This is a genomic window from Streptomyces inhibens (genome assembly GCF_003389455.1).
GTDB classification, from domain to species: domain Bacteria; phylum Actinomycetota; class Actinomycetes; order Streptomycetales; family Streptomycetaceae; genus Streptomyces; species Streptomyces inhibens.
The window spans coordinates 16500-32296 of sequence record NZ_QUAC01000244.1 but is presented as its reverse complement, the minus strand read 5'-3'; the positions used below and the strand labels follow the sequence as shown (position 1 = coordinate 32296).

Here is a 15797-nt window from a genome sequence, read left to right as displayed (position 1 = left end):
CCCCGCCAAGGCGGCGGGGCCGGGCCGGCTCCCGGTCAGCCCCCGGCGCAGGTGGTCGGGGTGGCGTGGGCCGGGTCGAGGGCGTTGGCCGTCTCGTGGAAGGCGACGCCGTCGGCGAGCCCGATGGCCAGATGCTCGGCGAGGTCGGCCGGACAGAGGTCCTGGAGCAGGACGTTGCGCACGTCGGGGCCGTCGAGGAACCCGCTCCGGTAGGGCGTGACCACCTCGTCATACTTGGTGGCGATCACGGTGTAATGCACCCCGGGGACGGTGTCGCCGCCCTGGTTGAGGCGGTTGAGGACGTCGGAGCCGACGATCTGGTCGGTCAGCCCCGGGGTCAGCTTGCCGAGGTACTCCTTGGCGCCGGGGAAGTGGTCCAGCAGGCGGGTCAGGCCGTCCAGGTCGGTGCCGTGGTTGTCAGGGGCCAGCCCGATCAGCGCGTTCACCTTGTCCGCGCCGCCGTAGTACTTCAGGTACACCCGCGGCATCATGCCGCCCTGCGAGTGCCCGACGAGATCGGCCTTGTGCGTCCCGGTGGCGGCCAGCACCCGGTCGACGTACGTGGCGAGCTGCCGGGCGGACGCATCGACCCCACCCAGCCCGTGGAAGAACGGGACGCCGGGCAGTTGACCGTAGTCCAGGGAGAAGACGCAGTACCCGCGGGCCACCAAGTAGGGCGCGAGACCGAGCCAGTTGTCCACGGAATTGCCGAGGGTGCCGTGCACCAGGACCACCGGCCGCGGATGCGCGGCGGAGGGCTTGCAGGAGTAGTTGTTCCAGCCGCTGCTGACGGTGGAGGCAAGGCGAGAGGGGCGACGCGAAGCGTCTCCGGCCGGGGTGGTGGCGGGCGACGGGTGGGCAGCGGCGGGTGTAGTGGTGGCACCGAAGGCCAGGGCGAGGGCGGGGAGGAGGGTGAGCGTTCGTGACCAGCGCAGCTTCATACGATGCTCCTTGCGGGGCGAGGGGACTCCGAAGTGCTCGGTGAGCCGTTCACCTGCGATCCGGATCGCAAGGGCCAACGCAGTTGACTGGCAAGTAAGTTACGGCCGGGTAAGCAGTGCGTACCAGCGGTGCGACGGTGAAGGAAACGACACACAACTCTCACCGGACGTCCGGGGTGCACGGCGCCCGAATCGTGCATGCGCGGCGGACGGAAGCGCGCCGGACCGCAACGGCCTCAGGATGCCGTGCCCCCTACGTCACGGCCGGGCCGATTGTCGGTCCCGTCCCGTACAGTCGGTAACGCCTTGACCAGGGAAGTGGCGTGAGGGGAGACACCCATGGAGACGGCGCGGACGGATCGGCCCGTAGATCTGACGGGGATCGAGGAGATTGCGTCGGAGGCGGAGCTGCGCGAGCTGATCGGTGAGCCCAGCTCCCATGCCGCGAACAAGACCCGCCACCGGTTGCAGGAGCTCGACCGTCAGTGGCTGGCGCGCTCCCCGTTCTGCCTGATAGCCACCGCGGACGCGCAGGGCCGGTGCGATGTCTCCCCCAAGGGCGACCCCGCGGGCTTCACCCACGTCCTGGACGACACCACCCTGGTGATCCCGGACCGCCCCGGCAACAAGCGCCTGGACGGCCTGCTGAACATCCTCGGCAATCCGCATGTCGGGCTGAACTACGTCCTTCCGGGGCGCGGCGACACCCTGCGCATCAATGGCCGCGCGCGGGTGCTGCGCGATGCCCCGTTCTTCGACGAGCTGATCGTCAAGGGCAACCGTCCGCGGCTGGCGCTGCTGGTGGAGGTCGAGGAGGTCTACTACCACTGCTCCAAGGCCTTTCTGCGCTCGGATCTGTGGAAGCCGGAGACCTGGCAGCCGGAGGCGCTGCCCTCGCGGGCCCGGATCGTCAAGAGCCTGGAGGCCCAGGACAGGTCTCTGGAGGAGCTGGAGGAGCACTACGGGCCGGGGTATGCGGAGCGGCTCTACGGCTGAGGCGCCGAGGCCGGCCGGCTGACGTACAAAGGCCCGCCGGCCGGGGTGCTAAGGCCGCCCGGCCCCGGGGCCGGATGGCTTCGTGCCCGGGGGCAGGGGCGTGGGGCCGGCCCCGCCGAGCGTCGCCGCGGGCCCGAGGACCCCGGTCCCGAAGCGTGCCCTGGCCCGGTCGATGGCCGCCTCGATGCGGTGCGCCTTGTCGTCGGCGGGGTCGAAGGTCAGCTGGCGCGCGGCGAGTTCGGCGCGGCACAGATCCTCCGCGCGCAGCGCCACCGACCGTACCCGCGCGCGCTGCAGCCCGAGCGCGGCATGCAGCGCATAGGCCGCCTCGGTCAGCGCGGGCCCGTGTGCGGTCGGACCGTCCAGCCGCCGGGTGCGGATGGTCGTGGAGCGGTCGGCGTAGCGGACGGTGAGGGTGAGCGCGCGGGCCACCTGCCCGCTCGCACGCATCCGGGCCCCGAGGCCGTCGGCGAGCGAGAGCAGTGCCCGGCGGCGCCTGGCCGGATCCAACTCGTCGTGGGCGAAGCGGTGTTCCGCGCCCATCGAGCGGGCGGCGGCATTGGGCGTCACCGGCGTCGGGTCGATGCCGTGGGCCCGCTCGTATACGACCCGGCCCGTCTTCGCGCCGAGGATCCGTTGCAGGGTCGCGGGCGGTGCGGCGGCGATCCGGCCGACGCTGTCGAGTCCGTACGCACACAGGGCGCGCGCGGTCGCCGGGCCGACGCCGTACAGCGCCGAGGCCGGCCGGCGGTCGAGGAACGCGGTGACGGCTTCGGCGTCATCGGGCACGACCCGGATCTCTCCGGGTGCCGCCTCTTGGGCCGCCATCCGGGCGAGCAGCGGGTTGGCGGCGATCCCGATCGTGCACCGTACGCCGTGCCAGGCCAGCGCGCGCAGCCGCACCAGCTCGGCGATGCCCGCGGCGTCCCGGTCGAAGTAGCGCAGCGCACCGCGTACGTCCGCCAGCGCGGCGTCCGGCGGCAGCGCCTCGATCATCGGCGTGAACTGCGCGAGCAGCCGCAGCAGTTGCTCGAACTCCCCGGCGCTCACGGGGGTGTCGCCGACGGCCCGGAACCGTACATGGAGCATGCCCGGCGGCCGCGCGGCGCCGCGGGGCTCCGCACCGGGGGTCATCCCGCGCTCCCTGGGCTGGAGTGCCACAACTTGCGGCCGGTGGCGGCGCGTTCGCCCGGGGGCTGGAGGTCGGCCCACGGGTGCAGCTCGTACCCGGTCTCCAGCCGGATGGTGCGGCCGGGGGCGCCGACCGGCTCGGGCTCCCGGCCCCCGTCCCGATCCCGGTCCTCGTCCCGGTCCCCGTCCTTCCCGGGCTCCGCCCCGGGCACCTCGTCCGCCGCCCCCGCCCCCTGGTTCCGCCCCGCCGCGAGACGGGCGACGACCGCCTCCAGGCCGCCCTCGCGGCGCAGTTCGGCCAGCTCGGCGAGGTTCCAGGCAGCGGCGCCGACCACGCTGAGGCTGCGCGGACCGCGCCGCTGGACCGTGCCGCGCACCAGCAGCAGCCAGGAGTGGAAGACGGTGTGTGCGCAAACAGCATGACTGTCATCGAAGAAAGCGCAGTCGACCAGCCCCGTACTGTCGTCGAGGGTGGTGAAGATGACCCGGCGGCCGGAGCGGATCGGCGGTGTCTGGGTGGCCGCCTTGGCCCCGGCGACCAGCACCGTCTCGCCGTGCCTGGCATTGCGCAGCAGCCGGGCCGGCAGCGCGCCCAGCTCCGCGAGGAACTCCTGGTGATCAGCCATCAGATGGCGGGAGGCGTCCATGCCGAGGACGCCCAGCTCGGCGCTGAGCCGTTCGACCTCGCCGAGGTCGGGCAGCCCCACCGGCTCGACCACATCGGCCATCGCCTCCTGCTCCGTATGCAGCACCAGCTGTCCGCCGGAGGCGCTCCGTCGGTGGTGGTGCAGCTCGGCGATGTGCAGCAGCAGGTCCCGGCGGTTCGCGCCGAAGGAGTCCAACGCGCCCACCCGGGCGAGGCGTTCGGCCACCGGGCGGGACAGCCTGGCCCGCTGCCACAGGTCCTGGAGCGAGCGGTAGGGCCGCCCGGCCTCGATCCGCCGCGCCTCGGCCTCGCTCATCCCATGGACGTCGGAGAGCGCGAGCCGCAGCCCCCAGACGCCGCCCGAGCCACCATTACCGGACACCAGTTCGATTCGATGAGCGACCGCCGACCGGTTCACGTCCAACGGCAGCACCGGCACCCCGCGCCGCCGCGCATCCGCGAGCAGCAGCCGCTTCGGGTACATCCCGGGGTCGTGGGTGAGCAGTCCGGCGTAGAAGGCCGCGGGGTGGTGCGCCTTGAGCCAGGCGGACTGGTAGGTGGGCACCGCGAAGGCCACCGCATGCGCCTTGCAGAAGCCGTACGAGCCGAAGGCCTCGACGATCTCCCAGGTGCGCGCGATCACTTCGGACGGGTAACCGCGCCGCTCGGCGTGCTGCGCGAACCAGACGCGCACCCTGCCCTGCAGCTCCGGATGCGACAGCGCGCGCCGCTTCTCGTCCGCCTCGTCCCGGGCGCAGCCCGTCATGATCCGCAGCAGCTCGATGATCTGCTCGTGGAACACCACCACCCCGTAGGTCTCGCGCAGCGGTTCCTCCAGGTCGGGGTGCGGATAGCGGACCGCCTTGCGGCCGTGCCGGGCCTCGATGAAGGGCCGCACCATGTCGGCGGCGACCGGCCCCGGCCGGAAGAGCGAGATGTCGACGACCAGGTCGTGGAAGGTGGCCGGCTGCAGCCGGCCGACCAGGTCGCGCTGGCCCGGTGATTCGATCTGGAAGCAGCCGAGCGTCTCGGTCGAGCGGATCAGGTCGTAGGTGGCGGGGTCTCCCGGCGGCACCTGTGCGGGGTCGTCGAGATCGATCCGGTGCCCCGTGGCCCGGCCGATCTCGGCGACCGCATGCGCCATCGCGGACTGCATCCGTACGCCCAGCACATCGAGCTTGAGCAGCCCGAGGTCCTCCACGTCCTCCTTGTCGAACTGGGACATGGCGAGGGGGGCACCTCCCGTGCCCTTAAGGCCATGGGGGACCTCGCCGCTGGTGGGCACGGTGGGCGTACGGTCGAGCAGGGTGGCATCGGAGAGCAGCACGCCGCAGGGGTGCATGGCGATACCGCGCGGCAGGGCGTCCAGCGCCTCGACCAGCTGCCACAGCCGCTCGCTGCCGGCCTCCCGTACCCCGCGCAGCTCCGGGAGTTCGGCCAGCGCCGCCCGTGCGTCGCGGGCGCGGATGTGCGGGAAGGCCTTGGCGAGCCGGTCCACCTCGGCCGGGTCCATGCCCAGGGCGGCGCCCACGTCGCGTACGGCGTGCCGTACGCGATAGGTCTCGGGCATCGAGACCGTGGCGACCCGCTCCGCGCCGAAGCGGTCGAAGATCGCGCGGTAGACCTCCAGCCGGCGCGCGGACTCCACATCGATGTCGATGTCCGGCAGCGCCGCCCGCCGCTCGGACAGGAAGCGCTCCATCAGCAGCCCGTGCTCGACCGGGTCGGCGTGCGCGATGCCCAGGAGGTGGTTGACCAGGGACCCGGCGCCGGACCCGCGGGCCGCGACCCGGATGCCGCGCTCCCGTATGTCGTCGACGACCTGGGCAACCGTCAGGAAGTACGAGGGGTAGCCGAGCCGTTCGATCGTCCGCAGCTCCTCGTGCAGCCGCTCCCAGCGCACGCGGTCGCGGTCGTAGCCGCGCAGCACCATCCCGGCGGCGCAGCGCGAGCGCAGCACCCGGGCGGCGGTGCGGTGCTCCGCGCCGACCAGCCGCGGCTCGGGGAAGTGGATCCGGCCGAGCCCGATGTCGTCCCGCGGGTCGACCAGGCACTCGCCCGCGGTCTCCTCGGTCATGGCGAGAAGCTGGTGCGCCAGGCCGCGCCGGAATCCGGCCGCCTCGGCGATCCGCCCGGCGGTGCGGCTCATCGTGGCGGTGTCCTTGAGCCAGCGCTCGCCGCCGTCCCGGGCCTCGGGGCGGTGCCGGTCCACCGGCACCAGGCGGCGGGCGGAGTCCAGGACGTCGGCGACCGGGCCCTGGCCGGGGTCGGCGTAGCGGACCGCGTTGGTCAGGACGGCGCGGATGCCCTGTTCGACGGCGAAGCCGAGGGTGCGGGCGGCCAGCCGCGGGGAGCCGGGGCCGCTGCCGGGCCGCCCGTGGTCGACGACCTCCAGGCGCAGCGCCTCGCCGTACAGCTCGCGCCAGGGGGCGACGATCCGGGCGGCGCGGTCCGGGCGGCCGGCGGCCAGCGCCCGGCCGACCTCGGAGTCCGGGCCGAGCAGCACGGTCAGTCCGTCCGTGAGGGGTTCCAGGGCGCTCCACGGGAGGACGGGCTGTTCGCCCCGGCCTGTGTGGGCGGCCGAGACCAGCCGGCACAGGGCGGCCCAGCCGGCCGCTCCGTCGCGGGCCAGGAAGACGGCGCGGGCGGCGGACTCGTCGAGGAACGCACCGCCGCGCACCGGGGTGCGGCGGCGCACGGTGACTGTGCCGGCTGCGGGTCCCGACTCCCGCTCCGCCACGGCCAGTTCGGCGCCGAACAGCGGGCGGATGCCGGCCTCGGCGGCGGCCTTGGCGAACCGTACGGCTCCGGAGAGCCCGTCCCGGTCGGTCAGTGCGAGGGCGTCCATCCCGCGTTCGGCGGCGCGCTCGGCGAGCCGTTCCGGATGGGAGGCGCCGTAGCGCAGGGAGTACCCCGAAGCGGTGTGCAGATGCGTGAACCCGGGCATCCGCACCTCCTGCGCCTCATCCGCCCCCCCCGACTGACCTTGTGTCCCTCGTTCCTCCCCTCCACCATAACCGCTCATCGAACATTCGTACGAACAACACGCCGGGGGCCGACCCCCGCCATCCGCCGATCGGCCCCGCCCGCCCGGCACGCCCCTCCCGCCTACCGAAAGATAGGCGTGCAAAAGCCCCATACCGGCAGCCGAAGTGTGGCGAGGAGCGGCGCATGGCCACGACGGACGACGGCACGCGCACCACCTTCCTCGGGGAGGTCAAAAGCGCGGTGACGCCCCATGCCACGCTGCTGGTGCTCGGTGTACTGGGCCTGATGATCGCGTTCATCACGTCGTACACCGGCGCCTTCCACCACCCCAGGCCGACCGACGTACCGTTCGGCGTGGTCGCCCCCGCGCAGGTCAGCCGGCAGCTGGTGGGGAAACTGGACCGGCTGCCCGGCTCCCCCCTGGACGCCCGGGCGGTGGCCTCCGAACGCGACGCGCTGCGCCTGATCGCGGACCGGGAGATCGCCGGCGCACTGATCGTCGACCCGCGCGGCAGCACCGACCGGCTGCTGGTCGCCGGCGGTGGCGGCGCCTCGCTCTCCCAGGCGGTCGAGCTGGTCGTCCGCGCGGCGGAGAAGTCGCAGCACCGCACCGTACGCACGGGAGATGTGACCCCGGCGAACCCGGGCGACAGCCGCAGCCTGTCCTCCTTCTACCTGGTGGTCGGCTGGTGCGTCGGCGGCTATCTGTGCGCGGCGATCCTCGCGATCAGCGCCGGGGCGCGCCCCTCAAACGGGCACCGGGCGGTCATCCGGCTGGCCGCGCTCGCCCTGTACGCGATCGTCGCCGGGCTGGCCGGCGCGATCGTCGTCGGACCGGTCCTCGGTGCGCTGCCCGGCTCGTTGTTCGGACTGTGGGGCCTCGGCGCCCTGGTCGTCTTCGCGGTGGGCGCCACCACCCTGGCCTGCCAGGCCCTGCTGGGCATCATCGGCATCGGCCTGGCGATCCTGCTGATCGTCATCCTGGGCAACCCGAGCGCGGGCGGCGCCTACCCCTACCCCCTGCTCCCCCCGTTCTGGCGCGCGATCGGCCCCGCCCTCCCTCCGGGCGCGGGCACCTGGACGGCGCGCTCCCTCGCCTACTTCCGCGGCAACGCGATCACCGGACCGCTGCTGGTGCTCTCCGCCTGGGCGGTGGGCGGCACCTTGATCACCCTCGTCCTTTCGGTCTTCCGCAAGAAGGAGGAGGGCAACGGGGCGGAGGGCGGCCGCAAGGAGGGCGAGCGGCTACCGGGCTGAGCCCGTCCCGCTCCGAACGGATGGAATGCCGCCCCGGGGCGCGTAGCCGCTCGCGCCCCGTGGAAAACACGCTGCACCACCAGGGGGCGACGGCGACTCAGACCCAGCCCCAGACCCAGGAGCAGCATCATGACCATCCCCGCCGACCGGCTGTCCCACCCCGCGGTGCGTGACCTGGTCACCGCCATCAACGGCCACGACGAGCAGGCGTTCTTCGCCGCTCTCGCGCCCGGCGCGACGATGTCCGACGACGGGTCCGACCGGGATCTGCGGGAGTGGTGCGAGCGGGAGATCTTCGCCACGCGCGGGCACATGGATGTGCAGTCGGAGGCGGACGGGGGGCTGTCCCTCGTGGCGAACTACCGCAATGACACCTGGGAGGAGATGCGTACGCACTGGCAGTTCACGATCGAGGACGGCAAGGTGAGCCGCTTCGAGACCGGGCAGGCCTGACGGGCCCCGGCCCCACCCGGGTCAGAGCGAACACGCCCCACCCGGGCCTGACCGCACACGCCCCCACCCGGGCCCTACCGCGCACACCCCCCACGGCTCACATATGCGTTCCGCCGTCGATCCGGATCTCCGTGCCGGTGATGAACGCGCCGTCCTGCGAGGCGAGCATCGCGATGACACCGGCGACGGTCTCGGGGCCCGCGAAGCCCTCGCCGATGGCCGGGGCGAGCTTGCCGAACAAGGTCATATCGGCGTCCTCGGGCAGGCCCGGTCCGCGGCCGCTGGTCATCCCGCTGGCGATGGAGCCCGGCGCCACGCACACCGCGCGCAGCCCCCGCTTGCTGTACTCGGCGGCGATGGCGTGCGTCATGGACTGGATGCCGCCCTTGCTCGCCGCGTACGCCGACATGTACGGGTGCGCGAACGAGGCGGAGGTGGAGCTGAAGTTGACCACGACCGGCGACTCGCCCTCCAGGAGGGCGGGCAGCGACTCACGGATCATCAGGAAGGTGCCGGTCAGATTGATCGTAATGATCTTGTTGAAGAGGTCCAGGCTGGTCTCATGGGTGTGCGCGGAGCGCAGGATGCCGGCCGCGTTGACCAGGACGTCCAGGCCGCCGAGGCCGGCCACCGCGGCGGCGACACCGGCGCGGACCGCCGCCTCGTCGGCTATGTCCAGCACCGCGGTCTCCAGCCGGCCGGCGGCCCCGTCCGCGGCGGCGCGCTCGGCGGTGAGCCGCAGGCCCGCGGCGTCGATGTCCGCCGCCACCACCCGGCCGCCCTCGGCGAGGATCCGGTGGACGGTGGCCTGTCCAATGCCCGAGCCGGCGCCGGTGATCAGTACGCGGCGGCCGTCGAAGCGGTTCAAGCGGTTCATGGTGCTGCTCCATTCTCAAGGTGCGTATGCACGGTACGCCTAAGTGGCATGACGTGCCACTCTCGCATGACATGCCGATCTGTCGTCGCGCTCCGTAAGCTGATCCCATGCCCCCCGAGCCCCGTACCGCACCGCCCTCCCGTCCCTCCCGTCCCTCCCGCCCCTCGCTCACCGAGCGGCGCAAGGCCGAGACCCAGCTGGAGATCGCCCGCACCGCGGCGGCGCTGTTCGCGGAGCGCGGCGCCGCGGTCACCGCGGACGAGATCGCACGCGCCTCGGGGGTCGCACTGCGCACCTTCTACCGCTACTTCCGCACCAAGGAGGACGCGGTGGCGCCGCTGCTCGCCGTCGGGGTGCGGCAGTGGATCGACGATCTGGCCGCGCCGCCGGCCGGGCCGGGCGCACCTCCCGTACGCGAGGTGCTGGAGCGGGCGGCCCGCCGGGCGCTGACCCCCGCCGACGAGCCGGCCGCGGAGGCGCTGCGCCGGACCCGCGGGCTGCTGCGGGTGATGCCGGGCGATCCGGCGCTGCGGGCGGTCTGGCATCGGGTGCACCACGACTCCGAGGAGGCGCTGACGCCGGTCCTGGCACGGCTGACCGGCGCCGGCTCGCTGGAGGTACGGCTGGCCGCGGCCGCCGCGAACACCGCGATGCGGGTCGCGGTGGAGGAGTGGGCGGCGGGGGACGAGCCGGCGGAGGGGCCGCAGGGGCCGGCCGAGCTGGTGGCGCGGGGCATGCGGGCGCTGACCGCGGGGCTGCCCGAGCTGGACGGGGCGAACGGGCCGAACGGGCGGCGCGAGGAAGCCCGGTAGGGCGACGCACGGAGCCCGGTAAGACGGCGCAAGGGGCCCGGTAGGACGGCGGGAGTCGGGGTTCTTACCTTCGCGGGAACCCCCGGCGGCGCGGAGGGTTCCTCCGGCCCCCCTCTTCGGCCAATCGCCGGAGATCGAAACCCGCCCGAACGGCCGGTCGGCGGCCGGATCCCTTCCTTCCGGGTCCGTGCGGCTTTTGCCGGAAGCATGACCGACACGGCATCCCCGCTGGCTGCGCACCATTTATTCACAACTCCTCCGTAACATCCCCGAAATGTTCGCGCCATTACGCTCAGCTTTCATCTAACGACTCAAAGCAATCGCCGCGTGCGCACCCGGGATGCTTTCGGGGTGCGGTTGGGCCAGACTCCCGTCCGGTATCTGCACCTTCGAGCAAGGGAGTGTTCGTCATGCGGTACATCACTGGGGCGGTCGCGTTCGGCGCGGCGCTGGTTCTGGGCACGCTGGCCACCACCGCACAGGCCGCCGCCGCACCGGCGCAGCCCGCGCGCAGCGGTGGGCTCTACGCCCCGACGGAACTGGTGCTGACGGTCGGCCAGGGCACCAGTCGCGAGACCGCCACGGTGCAGCGCGCGGTGACGCTCAGCTGTACACCGGTGGCGACCGGCAGCCACCCGGCGCCGAGAGCCGCCTGCGCCCAACTGCGGTCGGTGGCAGGTGACTTCCGCGCGGTGACCGAAGCCGCGTCGGAGCGACTGTGCACCAAGGAGTGGGACCCCATACTGGTCACCGCGGACGGCGTATGGCAGGGCAAGCGGGTGTCGTACACGTATACCTTCGCCAACTCCTGCGCCATGACCGACGGCAGCGGCTCGGTCTTCGAGTTCTGACCGGACCGGTCGAGGTCCCCGGGCACCGGACGGCGGTGCCCGGGGACCGCTGCGTTCGGCGTCCTAGGCTCGGCGCATGGCTCTCAACTCACCGCGGCCGCAAGGCCCGACGGAGGGGACCGGCGTTGCCGTGCTCTCCGACATCCATGGTGTGCTGCCGGCGCTGGAGGCGGTGCTCGCCGAGCCGGACGTACGCGCCGCCGGCCGCATCGTGCTCACCGGCGATCTGCTCGCCGGGCCGCTCCCCCGCCAGACCCTGGATCTACTGCGCGGCCTCGGCGACCGCGCCGTGTGGATCAGTGGGAACGCCGACCGCGAGATGGCGGCCCTGCGGACGGGGAAGGAGGACGACCCGGCGGATCCGGTCGGCCTCTGGGCGGCGGACCAACTCCGCCCGGACGACCTGGACTTCCTGCGGTCACTGCCCGCCATCGCGACGCTGGAGGTGGCCGGGCTGGGGCCGGTCCTCTTCTGTCACGCCACCCCGCGCGACGACGAGGAGATGGTGCTCGTCGACTCCCGGCCCGAGCGCTGGGCCGAGGTGCTGAAGGAGGTGCCCGATGCGGTACGGACCGTGGTCTGCGGGCATACCCATATGCCGTATGTGCGGTTCACGCACGGGCGGCTGGTGGTCAACCCGGGCAGCGTCGGCATGCCGTACGGCAGACCGGGCGCGCACTGGGCGCTGCTGGGGCCCGGCGGCGGGGCGGTCACCCTGCGGCACACTCCGTTCGACTACGACACCGCCTGCGCCCGTATTGCCCGGGAATCGCGCTATCCCTCGGCGGCCGCCTGGGCGGATACGTATGTACGGGCCCGGCATTCGGCCGAGGAGGCGCTGGCCGCTTTCGGGCCCGGCGACGGACGCGCGGCGGAGGGGCGGGCAGCCGAGGGGCGGACGGCGGACTGAGCGCCGCGGGACGGCGCCGGCCCCCGGACGTGGTGCGGGTCCGGGGGCCGGTGCCGTGCTCTGCGCCGTGCGCGCCGCGCGGGTCGGCGCGGTGTGCCGTGCCGGTTCAGCCGATCTGCGCGCCGTAGGCCTCCAGGGCCTCCGGTACCGGCTGGAAGAAGGTTTCGCCGCCGCCGGAGCAGTCGCCGCTGCCACCGGAGGTGAGGCCGAGTGCGCTCTCACCGTCGAAGAGCGCGCCACCGCTGTCGCCGGGCTCGGCGCAGACATCGGTCTGGATCAGACCGTCGACGGTGCCCTCCTGGTAGTTGACGCTGGCGTTCAGCGCCTTGACGGTGCCGTCGTGCACCTGGGTGGTGCTGCCGCTGCGCTGCACCTTCTCGCCGACGGTGGCCTCCGCGGCCTTGGTGATCTTCTGCGTGCTGCCGTTGTAGAGGTCGACCTCGCTCGGGTGCGCGGTGTCACCGGTGTACTTGGCGAGGGAGTAGTCGTCGCCGGGGAACTTGGAGTCCTCGGTGGTGGCGATCTCCGAGCCGCCCTGCTGGTCGGACCAGCTCTTGACGGCGTTGCCGCAGTGGCCGGCCGTCAGGAAGTACGGCTGGCCGTCCTTGACGACGTTGAAGCCGAGCGAGCAGCGGGCACCGCTCCCCCAGATCGCGTCGCCGCCGCCGATGAAGGGCTTGAACTCACCCTTGCTGTGGCGGACCTCGACCTTGTCACCGAGGCTCTTGGCGACCTTGGTGAGCCGGTCCAGCTCGGCGCCCTTGACCGTACGGTCGGCGGTCACCACGACCTTGTTGCTCTGCGGGTCCACGCCCCAGGCCGTGCCGGGGATGGTCGCCTTCGACTTCAGCGTCTGCCGGGCCGCGTCGAGCTGGGCCAGCGTGTGCTTGACGAGTCTGGCCTCCGCCCCCTTCGCCCGTACGACCTTGGCCGCCGCCTCACTGACGACGTTGACCACCAGCTTCTTCGCCTTGGCGTCGTAGAACGCGCCGGCCGTACCGGTCTTGAACTGGGACGCCAGGGTGCTCGCCGCGGCGGAGGTCAGCTTGGCCACCGTGGGGGTGGGGGCCGGGGCCGCATTGGCGTTGGCGAGGGTGACAGTGGCGGTGGCGGCGAGCGCAAGCGCTCCCGCGCCTGCCATCACGGCGCGCCGCTTGGGTATGCGTCGGTGCTTCAACTCAGAGCCTCCCGTGGGGGGATGGGCCCGAACTGTGGGGAGTTGCACGGGCCCGGAGAGTGAGAATCGGGACACGAACGGCTCCGCCCCGCGGAGCAGCGCCTCGGGGAGTCGCGTCCATGCCAACGTGCGGAGCCGAGTATTCCCACCCGTCTCACTCGTGCACAAGACCGAGTTCCGGTCTTGCATACGGGAGTTCACCTTTTCACCACACGATGGACACACCGATATCCGCGCACGTCGTCCTGAGTGCGGACATCAGCGGGCACGCGAGGCGCTCGGCGGCCGGCAACGTGTGAGGACTCCAGCTGGCCGGATCACACCGGTCGGGGGCCGGCCCCTGCGCAGCAGAGATCGCCGTACACCGCCCCACTCATGGGCGTGTACGACGATCGGTCGGGGCCCGGCGGACGCACCGGGCGCGGGCGCCGGCGGGCCGGCGCTACGGCAGGTTCTCCGCCTCCGGGAGCTCCTCCAGCTGCGGCAGCGGCCCCATGCCGTCACCACTCTCGACGGGGGTACGCGGCACCTCGGGCGTAGGCGGCACCTCGGGCGTAGGCGACATCTCCGGGGCGGTCGAGCCGGCCGGCGGCTGTACGCGCTCCCGTTCCGCCTCCGCCTCGGCCTGGGCGGTCTGCGCCTGGGCCTGCAGCCCGGAGCGCTCCAGGAATCGCAGCAGCTCCACGGGGAAGGGCAGGACGAGGGTGGAGTTCTTCTCCGCGGCGACCGCCACCACGGTCTGCAACAGCCGCAGTTGCAGCGCCGCCGGCTGGTCGGACATCGCCGCGGCGGCCTCGGCCAGCTTCTTGGAGGCCTGTAGCTCGGCGTCGGCGTTGATCACGCGGGCGCGCCGGTCGCGGGTGGCCTCGGCCTGGCGGGCCATCGACCGCTTCATCGTCTCCGGCAGCGAGACGTCCTTGATCTCCACCCGGTCGACGGTCACCCCCCAGCCGATGGCCGGGCTGTCCATCATCAGCTCCAGCCCCTGGTTGAGTTTCTCCCGGTTGGAGAGCAGATCGTCCAGTTCGCTCTTGCCGATGATCGACCGCAGCGAGGTCTGGGCCATCTGTGAGACCGCGAAGCGGTAGTCCTCGACCCGGACGACCGCGTCGGCGGCATCCACGACCTTGAAATAGACCACCGCGTCGACGCGGACCGTGACGTTGTCGCGGGTGATGCCTTCCTGGGCGGGCACCGGCATCGTCACGATCTGCATATTGACCTTACGCATCCGGTCGATGCCCGGAATGATCATGGTGAAGCCCGGTCCCCGCACCACGGATGCCAGCTTTCCCAGGCGGAGCACCACACCGCGTTCGTACTGCTTGACCACCCGCGCCGCCGCCATGAAATACACCGCGCCGGCGCATGCCAGGCCCACCCCGGCCGTCACCAGTTCTTCGACCATCACGGCCCCCTGATGTGTGCCGTATGCCGTCCGAATCGGGCGTGATTCCATGGTATGCCCGGCCCGGAGGCCGGTCGAGGCTCGCGGCGGGCACGGCCGGGCCCCCGTCCGCCGGCGGACGGGGGCCCTTGTGTGGTGCGGTGTACGGATACCGGTGCGTGCGAGGTGCAGGTATCAGCCGGCCGGCGTCAGTAGACGCTCACGCCGTACGCGCTGAGCGCCTCGGTGACCGGCTGGAAGAACGTGGTGCCGCCGGAGGTGCAGTCGCCGCTGCCGCCGGAGGTGAGGCCGAGCGCCGTGGTCCCCGAGTAGAGCGGGCCGCCGCTGTCGCCGGGCTCGGCGCAGACGGTGGTCTGGATGAGTCCGGAGACGATGTCGCCGCCGCCGTAGTTGACGGTGGCGTTCAGGGCGGTGACCTTGCCGCTGTGGGTGCCGGTGGTGGAGCCACGGCGGGTGACCGACTGGCCCACGGACGGGGTGGCGGCGCTGGTGATGTCCTGGCTGCCGACGGTGCCCGGGTGGGTGACCGAGCCGGTGTACTTGACGATGCCGTAGTCGTTGCCGGGGAAGCTGCTGCCCACCGTGCTGCCGATGGAGGCGCCGGAGCCGGTGCTCCAGGGCGGGTTGCCGTCGGTGCAGTGACCGGCCGTCAGGAAGTAATAGGTGCTGCCACTGCGGACGTTGAAGCCCAGCGAGCAGCGCCAGCTGGGTGCGTAGATCGGGTCGCCGCCGGAGATGAACTTGCGGAAGGTGCCCGCGGTGCGCTCGATGCGGACCGCGTCGGCGTTGGTGCCCGCGGCCTGCTTGATCTTGGCGATCTCGGCCCGGGAGACCGTGCGGTCGGCGGTGACGACCAGGGTGTGGGTCGCGCTGTCGACCCGCCAGGCGGTGCCGGCGACATCCGCGGCGCGTACCGCGTTGCCTGCGGCGGAGAGCTGGGAGGCGCTGAACGTCGTGGCGGGTGCGGGGTTCTGGGCGTTGGCGGTCGGGACGGCGATGGCGCCGATGGCCATCAGTCCGGACGCCACGGCGATCAGCCGGGTGCGTCTCGCTATGCCGCTGCGGGGGGTGGTGCGCTCGTTCCTCACTGATTCCTCCGAGGGGATCGGGGGGCCGCCTGTGGGCAGCCCGGTGAGGCGCAGCCAAAGGGCACACCAGAATCCGCACGTTCATTTCGGCGTGCCCCTGACAAGCGCTGAGCGGAGTTTCGGGCGCACCACCCCCGCAGCGCAAGAGGCCCACACGAATGTCTTGTGCGGGACACACGGTTGTTGCACGGCCAGAGCCCCAACACTCCGCCCCGGCAGCCTGGTTGGCGGCTGCCGGGGCGGTGCTGACCCCCTCGGTCGG

General features: G+C 72.5%; 13 protein-coding genes. 6 read left to right on the top strand and 7 right to left on the bottom strand.

All coding sequences use genetic code 11. From position 1 onward, the window contains the following. Positions 1 to 35: 35 nt before the first annotated feature. The gene (locus DY245_RS31650; RefSeq protein ID WP_128510637.1) at positions 36 to 941 is read right to left on the bottom strand and encodes an esterase/lipase family protein; all 906 of its coding nucleotides are present in this window, start codon (positions 939 to 941) and stop codon (positions 36 to 38) included. Between the two features lie 339 nt (positions 942 to 1280). Between DY245_RS31650 and DY245_RS31645 the strand changes: the two genes are divergently transcribed. Beyond that, complete coding sequence (locus tag DY245_RS31645) at positions 1281 to 1937, top strand: pyridoxamine 5'-phosphate oxidase family protein (RefSeq protein ID WP_128510636.1); 657 nt, start codon at positions 1281 to 1283, stop codon at positions 1935 to 1937. A gap of 48 nt (positions 1938 to 1985) precedes the next feature. Here DY245_RS31645 and DY245_RS31640 read toward each other — a convergent pair whose 3' ends face one another. Both DY245_RS31640 and DY245_RS31635 read right to left on the bottom strand, forming a co-directional pair. Next, the gene (locus DY245_RS31640; protein WP_128510635.1) at positions 1986 to 3071 is read right to left on the bottom strand and encodes a DNA polymerase Y family protein; all 1086 of its coding nucleotides are present in this window, start codon (positions 3069 to 3071) and stop codon (positions 1986 to 1988) included. Next, complete coding sequence (locus DY245_RS31635; protein WP_128510634.1) at positions 3068 to 6661, bottom strand: DNA polymerase III subunit alpha; 3594 nt, start codon at positions 6659 to 6661, stop codon at positions 3068 to 3070. Before DY245_RS31635 ends, DY245_RS31640 begins: the two co-directional genes overlap by 4 nt. 224 nt (positions 6662 to 6885) lie before the next feature. On the opposite strand from DY245_RS31635, the gene DY245_RS31630 reads away from it, so the two are divergent. Continuing rightward, entirely contained in the window at positions 6886 to 7959 is a 1074-nt protein-coding gene (locus DY245_RS31630; protein ID WP_128510633.1) for a YhgE/Pip domain-containing protein, read from the top strand. Between the two features lie 129 nt (positions 7960 to 8088). Next, on the top strand, positions 8089 to 8412 hold the full coding sequence (locus DY245_RS31625; protein ID WP_128510632.1) for a nuclear transport factor 2 family protein: 324 nt from the start codon (positions 8089 to 8091) through the stop codon (positions 8410 to 8412). A gap of 97 nt (positions 8413 to 8509) precedes the next feature. Here DY245_RS31625 and DY245_RS31620 read toward each other — a convergent pair whose 3' ends face one another. Beyond that, on the bottom strand, positions 8510 to 9280 hold the full coding sequence (locus DY245_RS31620; RefSeq protein ID WP_128510641.1) for an SDR family NAD(P)-dependent oxidoreductase: 771 nt from the start codon (positions 9278 to 9280) through the stop codon (positions 8510 to 8512). Between the two features lie 116 nt (positions 9281 to 9396). On the opposite strand from DY245_RS31620, the gene DY245_RS31615 reads away from it, so the two are divergent. The 3 genes from DY245_RS31615 (at position 9397) to DY245_RS31605 (ending at position 11862) form a co-directional block, all read left to right on the top strand. Then, positions 9397 to 10101: a TetR family transcriptional regulator gene (locus tag DY245_RS31615; RefSeq protein WP_128510631.1), complete on the top strand. Its 705-nt coding sequence runs from the start codon at positions 9397 to 9399 to the stop codon at positions 10099 to 10101. 410 nt (positions 10102 to 10511) lie between these two features. Further along, positions 10512 to 10952: a subtilase-type protease inhibitor gene (locus DY245_RS31610; protein ID WP_128510630.1), complete on the top strand. Its 441-nt coding sequence runs from the start codon at positions 10512 to 10514 to the stop codon at positions 10950 to 10952. Positions 10953 to 11028: 76 nt separating this feature from the next. Next, on the top strand, positions 11029 to 11862 hold the full coding sequence (locus DY245_RS31605; protein WP_128510629.1) for a metallophosphoesterase family protein: 834 nt from the start codon (positions 11029 to 11031) through the stop codon (positions 11860 to 11862). 106 nt (positions 11863 to 11968) lie between these two features. On the opposite strand, the gene DY245_RS31600 is transcribed toward DY245_RS31605, so the two are convergent. The 3 genes from DY245_RS31600 to DY245_RS31590 form a co-directional block, all read right to left on the bottom strand. After that, positions 11969 to 13039: a S1 family peptidase gene (locus DY245_RS31600; RefSeq protein ID WP_181923960.1), complete on the bottom strand. Its 1071-nt coding sequence runs from the start codon at positions 13037 to 13039 to the stop codon at positions 11969 to 11971. Positions 13040 to 13481: 442 nt separating this feature from the next. After that, a complete protein-coding gene (locus tag DY245_RS31595; RefSeq protein WP_128510628.1) occupies positions 13482 to 14447 on the bottom strand; it encodes a slipin family protein in 966 nt (321 codons plus the stop codon). A 188-nt stretch (positions 14448 to 14635) separates the two neighbouring features. After that, positions 14636 to 15535: a S1 family peptidase gene (locus DY245_RS31590; RefSeq protein ID WP_128510627.1), complete on the bottom strand. Its 900-nt coding sequence runs from the start codon at positions 15533 to 15535 to the stop codon at positions 14636 to 14638. Between the last annotated feature and the right edge of the window lie 262 nt (positions 15536 to 15797).

Excerpts from the sequence above, each read along its gene's own strand:
- DY245_RS31650 (WP_128510637.1), bottom strand. The coding sequence starts at position 941 with ATGAAGCTGCGCTGGTCACGAACGCTCACCCTCCTCCCCGCCCTCGCC.
- DY245_RS31645 (WP_128510636.1), top strand. The coding sequence starts at position 1,281 with ATGGAGACGGCGCGGACGGATCGGCCCGTAGATCTGACGGGGATCGAG.
- DY245_RS31640 (WP_128510635.1), bottom strand. The coding sequence starts at position 3,071 with ATGACCCCCGGTGCGGAGCCCCGCGGCGCCGCGCGGCCGCCGGGCATG.
- DY245_RS31635 (WP_128510634.1), bottom strand. The coding sequence starts at position 6,661 with ATGCCCGGGTTCACGCATCTGCACACCGCTTCGGGGTACTCCCTGCGC.
- DY245_RS31630 (WP_128510633.1), top strand. The coding sequence starts at position 6,886 with ATGGCCACGACGGACGACGGCACGCGCACCACCTTCCTCGGGGAGGTC.
- DY245_RS31625 (WP_128510632.1), top strand. The coding sequence starts at position 8,089 with ATGACCATCCCCGCCGACCGGCTGTCCCACCCCGCGGTGCGTGACCTG.
- DY245_RS31615 (WP_128510631.1), top strand. The coding sequence starts at position 9,397 with ATGCCCCCCGAGCCCCGTACCGCACCGCCCTCCCGTCCCTCCCGTCCC.
- DY245_RS31610 (WP_128510630.1), top strand. The coding sequence starts at position 10,512 with ATGCGGTACATCACTGGGGCGGTCGCGTTCGGCGCGGCGCTGGTTCTG.
- DY245_RS31605 (WP_128510629.1), top strand. The coding sequence starts at position 11,029 with ATGGCTCTCAACTCACCGCGGCCGCAAGGCCCGACGGAGGGGACCGGC.
- DY245_RS31595 (WP_128510628.1), bottom strand. The coding sequence starts at position 14,447 with ATGGTCGAAGAACTGGTGACGGCCGGGGTGGGCCTGGCATGCGCCGGC.